This is a genomic window from Methylobacterium sp. FW102-HT35C08 (genome assembly GCF_058790235.1).
In genome coordinates, this window is sequence record NZ_JBYTCL010000002.1 from 5,446,245 (window position 1) to 5,463,162 (window position 16,918).

Consider the following 16,918-nt stretch of genomic DNA (forward strand, 5'->3'; position numbering starts at 1 on the left):
CAATGACCGGGACACCCGAGACCCAGCCGGAGACCGGCGCCGCGTCCACCGAGACGACCGCCAGCACCGTCAAGTTCAGCCCGCGCAGCGGCGCCCGCCTCGCCGTGGTGCAGGCGCTCTACGAGATGGACATCTCCGGCAAGGGCGTTCTCGACGCGCTCGCGGAGTTCGAGGCCTTCTGGATCGGCCGGGAGGTCGACGGGATCGCCCATCCGAAGGCCGAGACCGCCTTCTTCCGCGACCTCCTGCGCGGCACCGTCGAGGAGCAGCGGGCGATCGACCCGAAGCTCGATCAGGCGCTCGCCCAGGGCTGGCCGCTGCGGCGCATCGAGATCGTGCTGCGGGCGATCCTGCGGGCCGGTGCCTACGAACTGATGTTCCGGCCCGACGTGCCGGTGGGAGCGGCGATCTCGGCCTATGTCGACGTGGCTCACAGCTTCTACACGGCCGACGAGCCGGGCCTCGTGAACGCCGTGCTCGACCGGCTTGCCCGGGAAGTCCGGCCGGGCGAGGTCGGGGCCGCCAAGGCTTCGAGCAAGCCGGGCTCGTCGAAGCCGCTCTCCGGCAAGTCCGGCTCCGCCAAGAATCCTTCCGCCAAGAATCCTTCCGCCAAGAAGGCCTGAACCCTTGGCCGGCCCGTCCCGCATCTCCGAGGACGGGCTGATCGCCCGGTACTTCGCGCCGCTGGCCGGGCCGGGCGCCGACGGGCTCCGGGACGACGCCGCCACCCTGACACCGACCCCCGGCCACGACCTCGTCCTCACCGCCGACGCGGTGGTGGCGGGGATCCACTACTTCCCGGACGATCCGCCAGCCTCCATCGCCCGCAAGGCGCTCGGCGTGAACCTGTCCGACATCGCCGCCAAGGGCGCGGTCCCGCGCGGCTTCCTGCTGACGCTGGCCCTGCCCGATGACTGGACGGAGGCGTGGCTCGCCGGCTTCGCGGGCGGACTCGGCGGGGCGGCAGCGGAGGCCGGCTGTCCGCTCCTCGGCGGCGACACGGTGCGCTCCGGCGGGCCGGCGCTGATCGGCGTGACGATGATGGGCGAGGTGCCGACCGGCGGGATCGTCCGGCGCCACACGGCCCGGGTCGGCGACCGGATCTGCGTCACCGGCACGATCGGCGACGCGGCGCTCGGCCTGCGCCTGCGCCTGGAGCCGCAGGCGCCCTGGTCGGCGGCGCTCGATCCGGCGCTGCGGGCCCTCCTGGCCGACCGATACCTGCACCCGCGGCCGCGCCTCGCGGCGGCACCGGCCGTCCGCCGCCACGCCTCCGCGGCGATGGACGTCTCGGACGGTCTGGCGGGTGATCTCGCCAAGATGCTCGGCGCAGGCCGGAGCGCCCGGATCGACGGAGCCGCCGTGCCGCTCTCGCAACCGGCCCGGCGCGCTCTCGCGGCCGAGCCCGGCCTGATCGACACGATCCTGACCGGCGGCGACGATTACGAGATCCTCTGCACGGTGGCGCCGGAACAGCTCGACGCCTTCCGAGCTGAGGCGGAGGAGGGCGGCGTTCCGCTCACGGCCATCGGCACCGTCACCGCCGGCGATGGGCCGCCCCGTTTCGCGATGGACGATGGCGCGGCGCGTGTGTTCGCCGCGGGCTCGTTCAGCCACTTCTGAGACGGTTTCCGGTCGACCGCTCCGGCATGGCCGTCTCCGCGCGATGACGGAGAGTGGACGTCGCCGGAGGATCTCCACCGGAAAGTGAAGGGTCGGGCACGGCGTCCGCCGTCGTCCAGCGGGGAGGGCGCCGTGCCCGTGCCGGCCGCTGGAATCCCGGTCCCCTGCATCGCCCCTGATCGGCTCAGCCCAGGGCCGCCGGATCCGGATCCTGCACAATAATGCGCCGGCTTCGTGTTTCCGCGATGCAGCATTTGCGCGCCGCGCTGCAAACATCTTCAACTCGGCGTTTGCGCTCTCCAGCGAAGTTTGGCAATCAAGGCCTTGTTTTGGGAAGGAAAGCCCCGAATCCGAGCACCGCGTCCCATGGCCGTCTCGCGGCGGTCAAGCTCGACAAGCACAAGCCCACGCCAGGCACGATAATAACAAGGACGGTCGAATGATTCCCTTGGTTCTGATCATCGCGGGCGGGCTCTGCGCCGTCGCCTACGGCATCGTCACGATTCTCGACTTGATGCGGCGCGACGCCGGCACTCAGCGCATGCAGGAGATCGCCGCGGCCATCGCGGAGGGCGCGCAGGCCTATCTGCGGCGGCAATACACAACCATCGGTATCGTCGGCGTGGTGCTGTTCGTGCTGCTCGCCGTGTTCCTCGGGATCAAGGTCGCCATCGGCTTCCTGATCGGCGCCGTGCTCTCGGGCGCGGCGGGCTTCATCGGCATGAACGTATCGGTCCGGGCCAACGTCCGCACCGCCCAGGCCGCCTCGACCTCGCTGGGCGGGGGCCTCGACATGGCCTTCAAGTCCGGCGCGGTCACCGGCATGCTGGTCGCCGGCCTCGCGCTGCTCGGGGTCGCCCTGTACTACCTGTATCTCACCCGCGGCGCCCATCTCGACCCGTCGAGCCGCGAGGTGATCGACGCACTGGTGGCCCTGGGCTTCGGCGCCTCGCTGATCTCGATCTTCGCCCGCCTCGGCGGCGGCATCTTCACCAAGGGGGCGGATGTCGGCGGCGACCTCGTCGGCAAGGTCGAGGCCGGAATTCCGGAGGACGATCCGCGCAACCCTGCCACCATCGCCGACAATGTCGGCGACAATGTCGGCGACTGCGCCGGCATGGCGGCCGACCTGTTCGAGACCTACGCGGTCACGATCGTCGCCACCATGGTGCTGGCGGCGATCTTCTTCTCCGGCCCCACCGGCAGCGGCCGGGATGTGCTGGAGCCGATGATGCTCTACCCGCTGGCCATCGGCGCTGCATGCATCGTCACGTCGATCGCCGGGACCTTCGCGGTGCGGCTCGGGGCCAACCAGTCGATCATGGGCGCCCTCTACAAGGGCCTGATCGCGGCGGGCGTGCTCTCGGTCGCGGCCATCGCCCTCGTCAACATGACGCTGCTCGGCGGCTTCGCCACGTCCTTCACCACCTCGACGGGCGTCACCTTCACCTCGGCCGCCCTGTTCGGCTGCGCGGTGATCGGGCTCGCCATCACGGCGCTGATCGTGGTGATCACCGAGTACTACACCGGCACCAATTTCCGCCCGGTGAAGTCGATCGCCACCGCCTCGGTCACCGGCCATGGCACCAACGTGATCCAGGGGCTGGCGATCTCCCTCGAATCCACGGCCCTTCCCGCCCTGGTGATCGTCGGCGGCATCATCAGCACCTACGCGCTCGCAGGCCTGTTCGGCATCGCCATCGCGGTCACCGCCATGCTGGCGCTGGCCGGCTTCATCGTGGCCCTCGACGCCTTCGGGCCGGTCACCGACAACGCCGGCGGCATCGCCGAGATGGCGGGCCTGCCCTCCGACGTGCGCAAGTCGACCGACGCCCTCGACGCGGTCGGCAACACCACCAAGGCGGTCACCAAGGGCTACGCGATCGGCTCGGCCGGCCTCGGCGCGCTGGTGCTGTTCGCCGCCTACACGTCGGACCTGAACTACTTCATCGCCAATGCGAGCCCGACGCAGTACCGCTTCTTCCAGGGCGTCAGCGTCGATTTCTCCCTGTCCAACCCCTACGTGGTGGTGGGCCTGCTGCTCGGCGGCCTGATCCCGTTCCTGTTCGCCGGCATCGCCATGACGGCGGTCGGGCGCGCGGCGGGCGCGGTCGTGGAGGAGGTCCGCCGCCAGTTCCGGGAGAAGCCCGGGATCATGCAGGGCACGGACCGGCCGGATTACGGCCGGGCGGTCGACATGCTGACCCGCGCGGCGATCAAGGAGATGATCGTCCCGTCGCTGCTGCCGGTGCTGTCGCCGATCGTGCTGTTCTTCGTGATCCAGCTGATCGCGGGCAAGAACCAGGCCTTCGCTACGGTGGGGGCGAGCTTGCTCGGCGTGATCCTCACCGGGCTCTACGTGGCGATCTCGATGACCTCGGGCGGCGGCGCCTGGGACAACGCAAAGAAGTACATCGAGGACGGCCATCACGGCGGCAAGGGCTCGGAGGCCCATAAGGCGGCGGTGACCGGCGACACGGTCGGCGACCCCTACAAGGACACCGCCGGCCCGGCGGTGAACCCGGCGATCAAGATCACCAACATCATCGCCCTGCTGCTGCTGGCCGTGCTGGCGCATAGCTGAGATCTGGCGAAAGCCGGATGTGCGACGAGGACCGGGCTCCGGACGGGCCCGGTCCTTCGCATTTCAGCATGTGCGCGCCCGCACGCCGCCGTCGTTCCGGTTGCGCTGCACCTTGGCATCGCCGCGCCGCAGCGCCACCTCGGCGCCGGAACGAACCGGATGCGGCCCGCAGGTCGCACCAGCACGAGGTCATCCATGCCATCCCTGCTCGACCCGATCCGCATCGGCGCCATCAAGGCCAAGAACCGGATCTTCATGGCCCCGCTCACCCGGGGCCGCGGCACCCGCGAGCACGTGCCGACCCCGATCATGGCCGAGTACTACGCCCAGCGCGCCGGCGCCGGCCTGATCCTCACCGAGGCCACCGGCATCTCCCAGGAGGGGCTGGGCTGGCCGTTCGCGCCCGGCATCTGGTCCGACGCCCAGGTCGATGCCTGGCGGCCGATCGTGAAGGCGGTCCACGACAAGGGCGGCAAGATCGTTTGCCAGATTTGGCACATGGGACGGATGGTTCATCCGGACTTCCTCGGCGGCGCCAAGCCGGTCTCGTCCTCGGCCACCACGGCGCCCGACCAGGCCCACACCTATTCCGGCAAGAAGCCCTACGGTGGGGCCCGAGCCCTGGAGCTCGCCGAGATCCCGCGCCTGCTTACAGATTACGAGCGCGCCACCGCCAATGCGCTGGCCGCGGGCTTCGACGGCGTGCAGATCCACGCGGCGAACGGCTACCTGATCGACGAATTCCTGCGCGACGGCACCAACCACCGCACCGACCAGTACGGCGGCTCCATCGAGAACCGGGTGCGGCTGCTGCGCGAGGTCACCGAGGTGGTGGCCAAGGTTGCGGGACCCGAGCGCACCGGCGTGCGCCTCTCGCCGAACGGCGCGATCCAGGGCTGCAACGACTCGAACCCGGAGCCGCTGTTCGTGGCCGCCGCGCAGGCACTGGCCTATATCGGCATTGCCTTCCTGGAGATGCGCGAGCCGGGCCCGGACGGCACCTTCGGCAAGGCCGACCACCCGCCGATCGCCCCGGCGATGCGGCGCGTGTTCCGCAACCCGATGATCCTCAACGCCGATTACGACGGGATCAGCGGCCAGAAGGTGCTGGATGCCGGCGAGGCCGACGCCATCGCGTTCGGCCGGACCTACATTGCCAATCCGGATCTGGTCGAGCGGATCGCCAAGGGCGCGCCGCTCAACAAGGACAACGCCGCGACGTGGTACAGCCAGGGCCCGGAGGGCTACATCGACTACCCGACCCTGAGCGAGGCCCGCGCCGCCTGAGGCGCCCGCGGCCTCGATCCGCCGCCGCGCCCATGAAAGCGTGGCGGCAATGCGCGGCGGTGCCTAGGCAGGCGCCGTCGGCGCACCTATTTGGGGGCGGGACCATGGATGTGCCGGCACCTCACGCGCTCGCGGCTTCCGAACCGACCGACGCGCGTTGGAGCGCCTCGGCCCGGATTGCGGAACTGCGCGACCTCGCGATCCTCGATTCGGAGCCCGAGCCGCTCTACGACGATCTGGTGCGCGTCGCCGCCTATGTCTGCCGGGCGCCGGTCGCCCTCGTCAGCCTGGTCGATGCCCAGCGGCAATGGTTCAAGTCCGAGGTCGGGCTCGGCAAGCGCGAGCTCCCGATCAACTGCTCGGTCTGCGCCTACACGATCGAGGCGGGCGAGATGCTCGTCATCCCGGACCTCACCACCGATCCGCGGACCGTCGAGAACCCGCTGGTGACCGGGCCGGAAGGGTTCCGGTTCTACGCCGGCGCGGTGATCCGGGGCGGGCAGGGCATCCCTCTCGGCGCCCTCTGCGTGCTGGACCGCGTCGCCCGGCCGAAGGCTCTCGATTCGGAGCAGACCGCCACGCTGCTCGCCCTGGCGCGCCAGATCTCAAGCCTGCTGGAGCACCGCCGGACCCTCGCCCAGGTCGCGGCCCGCGAGGCGGAGATCGCCGCGAGCGAGCGTCGCTTCCGGGTGATGACCGCGGCAATGCCCCAGATGGTCTGGACCACGCAGCCGGACGGGTTCCACGACTATTACAATGACCGCTGGTACGAGTTCACCGGCGTGCCCTACGGCTCCACCGATGGCGAGGGCTGGAACGACGTGTTCCATCCCGAGGATCAGGAACGGGCCTGGACACGCTGGCGCCACTCGCTGGAGACCGGCGAGCCCTACGAGATCGAGTACCGTCTGCGCCACCGCGACGGCGCCTATCGCTGGACGCTGGGCCGCGCCATGCCGATCCGCGACGCGGAGGGGCGGATCGAGCGCTGGTTCGGGACCTGCACCGACATCGACGACCTGAAGCGCGCCGAGGCCGAGGCGCGCCAGCTCGCCGCCATCGTGGAGACCTCGAAGGACTTCATCGGCCTCTGCACCCTCGAGGGTGAGATCACCCACCTCAACGAGGCGGCCCTGGCCCTGGTCGGACTGCCCGACCTCGCCACCGCGCGCCGGCACAGGATTCCCGATTTCTTCACGGCCGACAGCCGCCGGGTGCTGGCCGAGACCGTGATGCCGGCGGTCCGCCGGAACGGCTTCTGGGAGGGAGAGCTGGCGTTCCGGCACTTCGTCACCGGCGAGCCGGTGGCGGTCCTGTACAATATCTTCCCGGTACGCGACCCGACCGGAGCCGAGGTCGGCTACGCCACCGTCACTCGCGACCTGCGCGAGGCCAAGCGCGCCGAGGAGGCACGTGACCTGCTGATCCGCGAGCTGTCGCACCGGATCAAGAACATCTTCGCGGTGGTCGGCGGGCTGGCCGCGCTGACCGCGCGCAGCGATCCGGCCGCCAAGCCCTTCGCGGCTGCCTTCCGGGAGCGGCTCGGCGCCCTGGCGCGGGCCCACGAATATGTCCGGCCGCACTCCCCCGACAGCGCCCCCGAGGTGGCGGGCCAGACGGTGCTGGGGCTCATGCGCCTGATCATGGCCGCCTACGAGGAGGGCGGCCGCGCCCGGGTGGCGATCTCCGGCGACGATGCCGAGATCGGCGAGCGCACCGCCACCGCCCTCGCGCTGATCATGCACGAGCAGGCGACCAACGCGATGAAATATGGCGGCCTCTCCACCAAGGCGGGCGGGGTCTCGCTGATGGGGCGCCGGGAAGCGGACCGCTACACGCTGACATGGCAGGAGGCGGGTGGCCCCCCGGTCGTCGGCGCGCCGTCCCGCAAGGGTTTCGGCACGGTACTGGCCGAGCGCAGCGTCGCCGGCCAGCTCGACGGCGTGCTGGAGCACGACTGGGCGCCGGGCGGGCTGCTGCTGCGCCTCAGCGTCCCGCTCGAGAACCTGCGGACCTGAGATGGCCCGGGAGCCCGCGCGCGGGCCTGGCCTCATCGTCCTCGATTTCGACGGCACACTGGCCGACAGCTTCGACTGGTTCTGCTCGGTCCTGAACGGCGTGGCCGACCGCTACCGGTTCCGGCGCGTCGAGGCGCATGAGGTCGAGGAGCTGCGGCTGCAGGGCGCCCGGGCGATCGTGGCCCATCTCGGCATCCCCCGCTGGAAATTGCCGCTCATCGCCCGACACATGCACGCCCTGGCCGCGCGCGACGCCGCACGGATCGCACTGTTCCCCGGCGTCACCGCGATGCTGGCCGAGATCGCCGAGGCGGGCGTGCCGCTGGCGATCCTGTCGTCGAACCGCCGGGAAACCGTCCGCCGCGTGCTCGGGCCGGGCAACGCCGCCCGCATCGACGCCTACGCCTGCGGGGCCTCGATCTTCGGCAAGGCGCGTCGGCTGAAGGCGCTGCTCGCGCGGACCGGGATTGCCGCGGACCGGGCGCTCTGCATCGGCGACGAGATCCGGGATCTGGAGGCGGCGCGCGCCCTCGGCTGCCCGTTCGGCGCCGTGGCCTGGGGCTACACCGATCCGCGGGCGCTCGCGGCGCTCGGACCCGAATACGTGTTTTCAGAACCCGCGGAGATCGCCCGCCTTGCGGCGGGCGCCGTTGTTCAGAGGCCGCGGTTCGCGCCCGGCACGACGCTGGCGCCGTTGCCGCTGCCGAACGGCTCGTAGCGGGTCAGGCCGCGGAACAGCTGGCTGAGGAAGGCCCGGTCGGCGCCGCTCGTCGGCGTGGTGCGCTCGATGAAGTCGAACACCCGGCCGTCCTGGAGACCGTAGAGCGCCACGCGCTCGACCTTGAAGCCGGGGCTGAAGTAGACCGCCGTGACCTTCTGGTCCTCGACCTGCTCGCCCATGAACATGATCGTCCGGCGGGTGTTCTGGGAGATGTAGTACCAGGACTTGTTGCCCACCGTGGAGACCGTCGAGGGCGTGCCGAGGATCTGTAGCACCTGCTCGGGGCTCATGCCGGGCTTGATCGTGGCGAGCGCCGCCTGATCGACCTGATAGCCGTGGCGCAGCTCCTCGCCGATGCAGCCGGACAGGCCGGCTCCCGTAAGGCCGAGCAGGGCGAGGCGCGCGAAGGACTGGACGAGACGGCGCCGCATCGGGCCCCCAGAGAGCGTGTGGACGGACGGGACGCAACCGAGGCCGCCGGCACGGAATTCCGACGGCGCTTGCGCCCTGGGCGTGGGTTGCCGTACCGCGGGGTTATGGCTTTGACAAGGCAAGCTTGGCCACAGGCAGCCGACATCCGTGCCGGGTGCGGCGCCGTCCGATTTGTCCCGCTGGGGTGCCCATGATCGCCGGGCTGTTCCGCCGCGCGAACGCACGCCGCCGTGCCGTCGAGGGGCTGCACCTTACCCTGAGCATGGCCGCGCGCCAGCCGGGCCTGTACACGCGTCTCGGCGTCCCCGACACCGTCGAGGGCCGGTTCGAGGCCCTGTGCCTCCACGCGATCCTGGTCCTGCGCCGGCTGAGCCGGCTGCCGGCGCCGGCCGCCGAGGTGGCGCAGGATCTCGTGAATTCGGTCTTCACCCAGCTCGACGCGTCCCTGCGCGAACTGGGCGTCGGCGACATGGGCGTGTCCAAGCGGATGAAGAAGCTCGGCGCCGCCTTCTACGGCCGGGCCACGGGCTACGACGCCGCCCTCGACGCGGGCGACACGGTGGAGTTGCGCGCTGTCCTCGTCCGCAACGTGCTCGGCGGGGAGGGGGACGGGACGGGCCTCGCCGCCTACGTTCAGGCGGTCGACGCGGCTCTGGCCGCGGTTGACCTCGACGAGCTGCTCGGCGATGGCCCGCCCTTCCCGAAGCCGGACGGCTTCGCGCCCCCTTTCGCGCCCAACGAGGACAGAGCAGGAGACCGCGCATGACCCGGGACAGCAGCCAGGCCAGCGGCCCGCTCTCGCGCTGGGTGAATGTCGAGCGCCTGCCCCAGGGACACGGCAGCGCCACCGTGGAGGCGAGCCCGGCCGAGTGCGCGGCCCTCGCGGCCGATTTCGGGATCCCCGCCATCCGCGACCTGGTCGGGCGGTTCGAGATCCAGGGTTCGACCAGCCGGATCACGGTGACGGGCACCGTGGAGGCCTTCGTGACGCAGGTCTGCACCGTCAGCCTCGAACCGTTCGAGGCCCCGGTGCGCGAACCGGTCGAGGTCGTGTTCACCGACACCGACCGGCTCGCCGGCACCGATGCCGAGGACGCCGACATCCCCGACCCGCTCGTCGGCGGCCGCATCGATTTCGGCGCGCTCACCGCGGAGTTCCTGGCGCTGGGGCTGGACCCCTATCCCCGCAAGCCCGGCATCAGCTTCGAGCCCGTGGTGGTGGGCGAGGACGCAGGCCCCCTGGCCGGGCTGCGCAAGCTTCGCGACGGCGAGGGTTGAGCACCGACACCCGCGCACCGCGCGGCATCGATCGCCTGCCCGCCGCGCGACGCCATGACGTCACGGACGCGCCGTCTTTCCGGGGCGTCGTGGGCGAGCCCGGGATCCAGACACGCCGACGCGTCAAGATCTTGCGCCGACAGCGCGTCTGGATCCCGGGCGCCGCTGTGCGGCCTCGGAATGACGGGGGATATTCCGACCGTCCTGGCAGTCCCGGGCCCCGAGCGATTATGCCACCGCATGGCGGCGACCTGGCGTGTGCCGCCCGAATTCATTTGCCCGCCGGCCCGGTATCGCTATGGTCCGCCGCGCCTGACGGGGCTATCTCGTCCCTGTCCACCGCTTTTCCCGCCGAGACCCCGCGACCCGCCTGAACGACATGTCTCAACGCGTGTGCATCTCGCTCGACGCCATGGGCGGCGACCACGGGCCCTCCACGGTCGTGCCCGGTGCGGCCCTCGCCCGCGAGCGCCATCCCGGCACCACCTTCCTGATGTTCGGCGACGAGGCGGTGATCGCACCGCTGGTCGCCAAGGAGCCCCGCCTCAAGGATTGCGTCGAGATCCGCCACACCACCGTGGCCGTCGCCATGGACGACAAGCCGAGCCAGGCAGTGCGCCAGGGCCGGGGCAAGTCGTCCATGTGGCAGGCGATCCAGGCGGTGCGCGACGGTCAGGCGGATGCCTGCGTCTCGGCCGGCAACACCGGCGCCCTGATGGCGATGTCGAAGATCTGCCTGAAGACCATGTCGGGCATCGAGCGCCCGGCCATCGCGTGTCTGTGGCCGACCGTGCGCGGCGAGAGCATCGTGCTCGATGTCGGCGCCACCATCGGGACGGATGCCGAGCACCTCGTCGAGATGGCCGTGATGGGTTCGGCCATGGCCCGCATCGTGTTCGACCTCGACCGGCCAACCGTCGGCCTGCTCAACGTCGGCACCGAGGAGATGAAGGGCAACGAGGCCGTCAAGGAGGCCGCCCGGATCCTGCGCGAGATGGAGAGCCCCGGCCTCAGCTATCACGGCTTCGTCGAGGGCACGGATCTTGGCCGGGGCACGGTCGACGTGGTCGTGACCGAGGGCTTCACCGGCAACATCGCCCTCAAGACCGCCGAGGGCACGGCCAAGCAGATCGGCAGCTATCTCCGCGCGGCCATGACGCGGACGCTGGCGGCCAAGATCGGCGCCCTCTTCGCCCGGCAGGCGTTCCGTGCCCTCCGCGACAAGATGAACCCGAGCCGGGCCAATGGCGGCGTGTTCCTCGGCCTGGAGGGCATCGTCATCAAGAGCCACGGCTCGGAGAACGCGCAGGGCTTCGCGGCCGCCATCGATCTGGCGCACGACATGGCGCGTCACGACATGATCCGCACGATCCGTGAGAGGCTCGACCAGACGGCGGCCCTGGCGCCGGCCTGAAAGGCCGGTGCCGGCCTAGGCCTATTGGCGGACAGGATGGAAATCGGGCGTCCACGGCGACACACCGGAAGGGTGTGAACCCGCGCTGCCCGGGAAGGACAATGATGGCAACCCTCCGTACAGACCCCGAGCAGAATCGGCGCGTCCCAGCCCTGCGCTCGGTGGTGGTCGGAACCGGATCGTGCCTGCCCGCGCGCGTGGTGACCAACGCCGCCCTGGCCGAGCAGGTGGACACCTCGGACGAGTGGATCGTGCAGCGGACCGGCATCCGCCAGCGGCACATCGCGGATTCCGACGAGACCACCTCGGTGCTCGGCACCCGGGCCGCCCAGGCCGCCCTGGACGATGCCGGCCTGACGGCGGACGACATCGATCTCGTCATCTGCGCCACCTCGACGCCGGACCACACCTTCCCGTCCACCGCGACCCAGATCCAGGCCGCGCTCGGCATCCACCAGGGCGCCGCCTTCGATCTGCAGGCCGTCTGCGCCGGCTTCGTGTTCGCGGTCTCGACCGCTGACAAATTCCTGACCACCGGGGCGGCCCGCCGCGCGCTGGTGATCGGCGCCGAGACCTTCTCGCGAATCGTTGATTGGAAGGACCGCACCACCTGCGTCCTGTTCGGGGACGGGGCCGGGGCGGTCGTGTTGGAGGCGCGGGAGGACGCGGACGGCCGCGGGGTCCTGAGCACCAGCCTGCGCTCGGACGGGCGGCACCGCGAGAAGCTCTACGTCGATGGCGGACCCGGTTCGACCGGCACCACCGGGCGCCTGCGCATGGAGGGCCGCGACGTGTTCCGGTTCGCCGTCGGGCAGGTTACCGACGTGATCGTCGAGGCCTTCGCGCAGGCCGGCGTCACCGCGGACGAACTCGACTGGTTCGTGCCCCACCAGGCCAACCGCCGGATCATCGAGGCCTCGGCCGACAAGCTCGCCATCGCGCGGGAGAAGATCGTGCTGACCGTGGACCGCCACGGCAACACCTCGGCGGCCTCGATCCCGCTGGCCCTCGACGTCGCGCGCCGGGACGGCCGCATCCGCGCGGGCGACCTGGTGATGATCGAGGCGATCGGCGGCGGCTTCAGCTGGGGGGCCGCGCTGATCCGCTGGTGACGCGTCCGGAGACACGCCCGAAACAATTCGGTGCGCCGGCGCGGTTGACCGGGGGCGGAGCGCCGATTAGCGTGCCGGATCATAGGGATACGCCTTCAGCGTTCGGTGCGGCCATGGGTGCTGCGTCATGCGCCATGGGGCGAGCGATGCGGGCGAGGGGACACGGCATGGCAGGCAAGACGGTGACGCGCGCCGACTTGAGCGAGGCCGTCTATCACCAGGTGGGCCTGTCGCGGACCGAGTCGGCCGCCCTCGTCGAAACCGTGCTGTCGGAGATCTGCACCTGCCTGGCGAGCGGCGAGACGGTGAAGCTGTCCTCCTTCGGCTCCTTCGTGGTGCGCAGCAAGGGCAAGCGCGTCGGCCGCAATCCCAAGACCGGGGTGGAGGTCGCAATCGAGCCCCGCCAGGTCATGGTGTTCAAGCCGTCGAACGTGCTCAAGGCCAAGATCAACGGCCTCAACGGCGCGGACCAGCACGACGACGATTGAGGCGGGAAGGGCCCGCGCAGGGCGCGTCGCAAGCGCGGTCCCGTCCCGGAACGCGGCGGAATTCCTGCGCCGGTCAGGCTTGAGTACGGCTCTGCGAGCCGGCAAGATCGTGCCGTCTCCATCCGATCCGTACGACAGCCATGCCGCCAGCCCTCGCCGCCGAAGAGACCGACGAACCGCCGGCCGTCACCGGCGAGAAGAGCGCCCACGCGTTCCGCACCATCAGCGAGGTCGCCGAGGAACTCGACGTGCCTCAGCACGTGCTGCGCTTTTGGGAGACCCGCTTCGGGCAGATCCGCCCCGTGAAGCGGGCTGGGGGACGGCGCTACTACCGGCCCCAGGATGTCGAGCTCGTCGCCGGCATCCGCCATCTCCTGCACGTGCGGCGCTACACGATCGCCGGGGCGCAACGGGTGATCAAGGAGAACGGCATCCGTTTCGTCCAGGCGGTGGGCCGCGGCGAGGCCGTGCCGGCCGAGCCGCTGTTCCCGGAGGCCGAGTCCGAGGCGGGCGCCCGGACCGAGCCGCTCGGGGTCTCCGACCGCTCGGTCCTGGCGGACGTCCTGGAGGAGCTGCGCGCCTGCCGCGCCCTGCTCGACGGCCTGCGCGAGATGTCCGGCGCGGAGACCTGACCGGCACCGCGGATCCCCCCGGACGCACCGGTGCCGATCATACACGCGGCAGGCGAACTTTCCGGCAACAACTCGCGTTGTCGCCCGCATGGCCGTGCCCAAATCCAAGCTGTCGCCCAGCCAGGAGCTGATGGCCCGCATCATGCGGATCGTCCGCACCTGCCCGCAAGCGGCGTCCGAAGTCCTGGAACTGATGTTCCTCGTCAGCCAGATCGAGGCCGCCACCAACGTCGACCGGGAGTACCGCGACGCGAAGCGCGTGATCAGCCGCCTGCGCAACCCGCTCTGGGAAATGGGACCCACCGATCGGGAGAAGCTGCTCTCGGCCGCGGAGGCGATCCGCCGCGTGTGCCGTCTCGCCGAGGACGAGATTCCCGCCACGCCGATCGCGGATGCCGGGGAGCGCGCGCAGGTCGAGGCGCGGCTCGCCGCCGCCCTGGCCGGAGAGCTCGACGCCGCGCAGATCGCCCGGGTCACGGGGATCGTGGCCGCGGCGCTGCAGAATTAAGCCACCGGCCGAGCCCTCGACGCTCGTGCGCGGCGTCCCCACATGTTCTCGACCGATGAACGGGGCACCGGGCGGCGTTTCCGGAGACAGGCCCCGGGTCGGCACCGGAGAGACGCTGCCATGATCGCCCTTCGTCCGTTCGCCGCGCTCCTCGTGGGCAGTCTGGCCGTCGCCGGGCCGGCTTTCGCCCAGTCCACGGCAAACCGAACCAAGACGGTCGCGCCCGGCAAGTCGGTGCGGCTTGAGATCGCGCCCAACCTCAAGAAGGATTGTTCTCCTGGGCCGATGCCCGAGTTCAAGGTTTCCGGGCCGCCGAAGAACGGCTCGATCATCACCAAGGTCGGCAAGCTGAAGACGCCGGCAAGCTATCGCTGCCCCAACAAGGAAGCGGCGGTGCAGGCGCTGTTCTACCAGCCCAACAGCGGTTTCACCGGGTCCGACGAAGTGACGTTCGAGGTGAAGAGCTCCGACGGACAAGTCCAGACCCAGACCGTGAAGATCACGGTCGGAGCAGCGGCAGCCAAATCGGGCGACGAGTCCAAGAAAGAGGGCACCGATTTGTGAGCCGAGGCGGCCGTTCGCGGGTCGGGTCCTGTTTTGCCGCTTCCGGCATGCGGCGCGAGACGGCGCGGAGACTCGTCCGCGCCGCGCTCAGCACCCGTAGGTGTTGCAAGCAATCGACATGCCGAGCACCATGCTCGCCGCACTGCGACAAAAGCGGGCCTGTCGGTTGCATCCAAGCCGAGACAGGATGAAGCTGTCACGGTCTGAGAGGGTTATCGAATGCCCATGCATGCGACGAACGACCTTTTCCAGAGCTTCGCCCGAGGGTACGAGGCCCGCCGCGACACGGAGATGACGCTCTCCGAGTACCTCGAGGCCTGTCGCGACGAGCCCCTGATGTACGCCTCGGCCGCCGAGCGCATCCTGGCGGCGATCGGCGAACCCGAATTTGTGGATACATCCAAGGATTCGCGCCTCGGCCGGATCTTCATGAACCGGACGATCCGGACCTACCCGGCCTTCCGCGAGTTCTACGGGATGGAGGAGACGATCGAGCGGATCGTCTCGTTCTTCCGCCACGCCGCGCAAGGGTTGGAGGAGCGCAAGCAGATCCTCTACCTTCTGGGCCCGGTGGGCGGCGGTAAGTCGTCGCTGGCCGAGCGGCTGAAGCTCCTGATGGAGGTTCACCCCGTCTACGTACTCAAAGCTGGGGACGAGGTCTCGCCGGTTTTCGAGAGCCCGCTGGGGCTGTTCGACCCCGAGACGATGGGCGAGGAGATCCAGCGCCGCTACGGCATCCCGCGCCGGCGGCTGACCGGCCTGATGAGCCCCTGGGCGCTGAAGCGCCTCGACGAGTTCAACGGCGACATCTCGCGCTTCAAGGTGATCAAGGTCCGGCCCTCGCGCCTGCGCCAGATCGCCATCGCCAAGACCGAGCCGGGCGACGAGAACAACCAGGACATTTCCTCGCTCGTCGGAAAGGTCGACATCCGCCGGCTGGAGACGCTGTCGCAGGCCGATCCCGACGCCTACTCGTATTCGGGCGGCCTGAACCGGGCGAACCAGGGCATTCTCGAGTTCGTCGAGATGTTCAAGGCGCCGATCAAGATGCTGCACCCCCTGCTCACCGCGACGCAGGAGGGCAACTACGTCGGCACCGAGAATATCGGCGCGATCCCGTTCACGGGCGTGATCCTGGCGCACTCGAACGAGGCCGAGTGGCAGACGTTCAAGACCAACAAGAACAACGAGGCCTTCATCGACCGGATCTACGTGATCAAGGTCCCGTACTGCCTGCGCGTGACCGAGGAGCAGCACATCTACGAGAAGCTGATCTCCGGCTCGGAACTGTCGGACGCGGCCTGTGCGCCCGGCACGCTGGAGATGCTGGCCCGATTCTCGGTGCTCTCCCGCCTGCGCGAGCACGCCAATTCCAACGTCTTCTCGAAGATGCGGGTCTATGACGGCGAGAGCTTGCGCGAGGTCGATCCCCGCGCCCGCTCGATGCAGGAATACAAGGACACGGCCGGCGTCGACGAGGGCATGGACGGGATCTCCACCCGCTTCGCCTTCAAGGTGCTGGCCGCGACCTTCAACCACGACACTACCGAGGTCTCGGCCGATCCTGTGCACCTGATGTACGTGCTGGAGCAGTCGCTGCGCCGCGAGCAACTCCCGCCCGAGACCGAGAAGAAGTACCTGGAATTCATCAAGACCGAGTTGGCTCCGCGCTACGCGGAGTTCATCGGCCACGAGATCCAGAAGGCCTATCTCGAATCGTACCACGATTACGGGCAGAACCTGTTCGACCGGTACATCGACTATGCCGACGCCTGGATCGAGGACCAGGACTTCAAGGACGCCGAGACCGGCCAGCTGATGAACCGCGAGCTCCTGAACCAGGAGCTGACCAAGATTGAGAAGCCGGCGGGCATCGCCAACCCGAAGGACTTCCGCAACGAGGTGGTGAAGTTCGCCCTGCGCTCCCGAGCCCAGCATGGCGGCCGCAACCCGAGCTGGACCTCTTACGAAAAACTGCGCGAGGTGATCGAGCGGCGGATGTTCTCCCAGGTGGAGGAACTGCTGCCGGTGATCTCCTTCGGCTCCAAGAAGGACGGCGAGACCGAGAAGAAGCACGGCGAGTTCGTCGAGCGCATGGTCGCGCGCGGCTATACCGAGCGGCAGGTTCGCCGCCTGGTGGAATGGTACATGCGGGTGAAGCAGGCGGGCTGAGGCGCGGGGCGCCCGGCCGGGTCCAATCCGGCCGGGCCAAGTTTAAACCCTCCGCCGCCACAGTTTCGGACGACCGGCCGGTGAA

The 16,918-nt window shown here is 69.8% G+C and carries 16 protein-coding genes; 15 read left to right on the forward strand and 1 reads right to left on the reverse strand.

Going from position 1 to position 16,918, the window contains the following annotated elements; translation table 11 throughout:
- The first annotated feature begins 2 nt into the window (after positions 1-2).
- From nusB to AC3WSN_RS26105, 6 genes are all read left to right on the forward strand, one after another.
- Positions 3-623 (forward strand): transcription antitermination factor NusB, encoded by a 621-nt coding sequence (nusB, locus tag AC3WSN_RS26080; protein ID WP_492541944.1) that lies wholly within the window; start codon positions 3-5, stop codon positions 621-623.
- A 4-nt stretch (positions 624-627) separates the two neighbouring features.
- A complete protein-coding gene (gene thiL, locus AC3WSN_RS26085) occupies positions 628-1,623 on the forward strand; it encodes a thiamine-phosphate kinase (protein WP_492541946.1) in 996 nt (331 codons plus the stop codon).
- 439 nt (positions 1,624-2,062) lie between these two features.
- The gene (locus AC3WSN_RS26090; RefSeq protein ID WP_192706114.1) at positions 2,063-4,207 is read left to right on the forward strand and encodes a sodium-translocating pyrophosphatase; all 2,145 of its coding nucleotides are present in this window, start codon (positions 2,063-2,065) and stop codon (positions 4,205-4,207) included.
- Positions 4,208-4,402: 195 nt separating this feature from the next.
- A complete protein-coding gene (locus AC3WSN_RS26095; protein WP_492541948.1) occupies positions 4,403-5,494 on the forward strand; it encodes an alkene reductase in 1,092 nt (363 codons plus the stop codon).
- Between the two features lie 104 nt (positions 5,495-5,598).
- A complete protein-coding gene (locus AC3WSN_RS26100; protein ID WP_492541949.1) occupies positions 5,599-7,512 on the forward strand; it encodes a PAS domain S-box protein in 1,914 nt (637 codons plus the stop codon).
- A 1-nt stretch (position 7,513) separates the two neighbouring features.
- Positions 7,514-8,230, forward strand: coding sequence for an HAD hydrolase-like protein (locus tag AC3WSN_RS26105; protein ID WP_492541951.1), 717 nt, complete (start codon positions 7,514-7,516; stop codon positions 8,228-8,230).
- Here AC3WSN_RS26105 and AC3WSN_RS26110 read toward each other — a convergent pair.
- Positions 8,167-8,664, reverse strand: coding sequence for an outer membrane protein assembly factor BamE (locus tag AC3WSN_RS26110; protein ID WP_492541953.1), 498 nt, complete (start codon positions 8,662-8,664; stop codon positions 8,167-8,169). The two genes, AC3WSN_RS26105 and AC3WSN_RS26110, sit on opposite strands and share 64 nt — an antisense overlap.
- Before the next feature lie 191 nt (positions 8,665-8,855).
- Here AC3WSN_RS26110 and AC3WSN_RS26115 point away from each other — a divergent pair, with 191 nt between their 5' ends.
- The 9 genes from AC3WSN_RS26115 to AC3WSN_RS26155 all read left to right on the forward strand — a co-directional run bounded on the left by AC3WSN_RS26115 (position 8,856) and on the right by AC3WSN_RS26155 (position 16,833).
- Complete coding sequence (locus tag AC3WSN_RS26115) at positions 8,856-9,431, forward strand: ubiquinol-cytochrome C chaperone family protein (protein ID WP_492543260.1); 576 nt, start codon at positions 8,856-8,858, stop codon at positions 9,429-9,431.
- Complete coding sequence (locus AC3WSN_RS26120) at positions 9,428-9,943, forward strand: YceD family protein (protein WP_492541955.1); 516 nt, start codon at positions 9,428-9,430, stop codon at positions 9,941-9,943. Before AC3WSN_RS26115 ends, AC3WSN_RS26120 begins: the two co-directional genes overlap by 4 nt.
- A 379-nt stretch (positions 9,944-10,322) precedes the next feature.
- A complete protein-coding gene (gene plsX, locus AC3WSN_RS26125; protein WP_238194586.1) occupies positions 10,323-11,357 on the forward strand; it encodes a phosphate acyltransferase PlsX in 1,035 nt (344 codons plus the stop codon).
- A 104-nt stretch (positions 11,358-11,461) separates the two neighbouring features.
- The gene (locus tag AC3WSN_RS26130; RefSeq protein WP_492541957.1) at positions 11,462-12,469 is read left to right on the forward strand and encodes a beta-ketoacyl-ACP synthase III; all 1,008 of its coding nucleotides are present in this window, start codon (positions 11,462-11,464) and stop codon (positions 12,467-12,469) included.
- A 167-nt stretch (positions 12,470-12,636) separates the two neighbouring features.
- Complete coding sequence (locus AC3WSN_RS26135; RefSeq protein ID WP_192706122.1) at positions 12,637-12,957, forward strand: integration host factor subunit alpha; 321 nt, start codon at positions 12,637-12,639, stop codon at positions 12,955-12,957.
- Between the two features lie 140 nt (positions 12,958-13,097).
- Complete coding sequence (locus AC3WSN_RS26140) at positions 13,098-13,589, forward strand: MerR family transcriptional regulator (protein WP_492541959.1); 492 nt, start codon at positions 13,098-13,100, stop codon at positions 13,587-13,589.
- A gap of 88 nt (positions 13,590-13,677) precedes the next feature.
- A complete protein-coding gene (locus AC3WSN_RS26145; protein ID WP_492541961.1) occupies positions 13,678-14,097 on the forward strand; it encodes a hypothetical protein in 420 nt (139 codons plus the stop codon).
- A 120-nt stretch (positions 14,098-14,217) separates the two neighbouring features.
- Positions 14,218-14,661, forward strand: coding sequence for an Ig-like domain-containing protein (locus tag AC3WSN_RS26150; protein ID WP_492541963.1), 444 nt, complete (start codon positions 14,218-14,220; stop codon positions 14,659-14,661).
- 219 nt (positions 14,662-14,880) lie between these two features.
- Positions 14,881-16,833 (forward strand): PrkA family serine protein kinase, encoded by a 1,953-nt coding sequence (locus AC3WSN_RS26155; RefSeq protein WP_192706126.1) that lies wholly within the window; start codon positions 14,881-14,883, stop codon positions 16,831-16,833.
- The last annotated feature ends 85 nt before the right edge of the window (positions 16,834-16,918 follow it).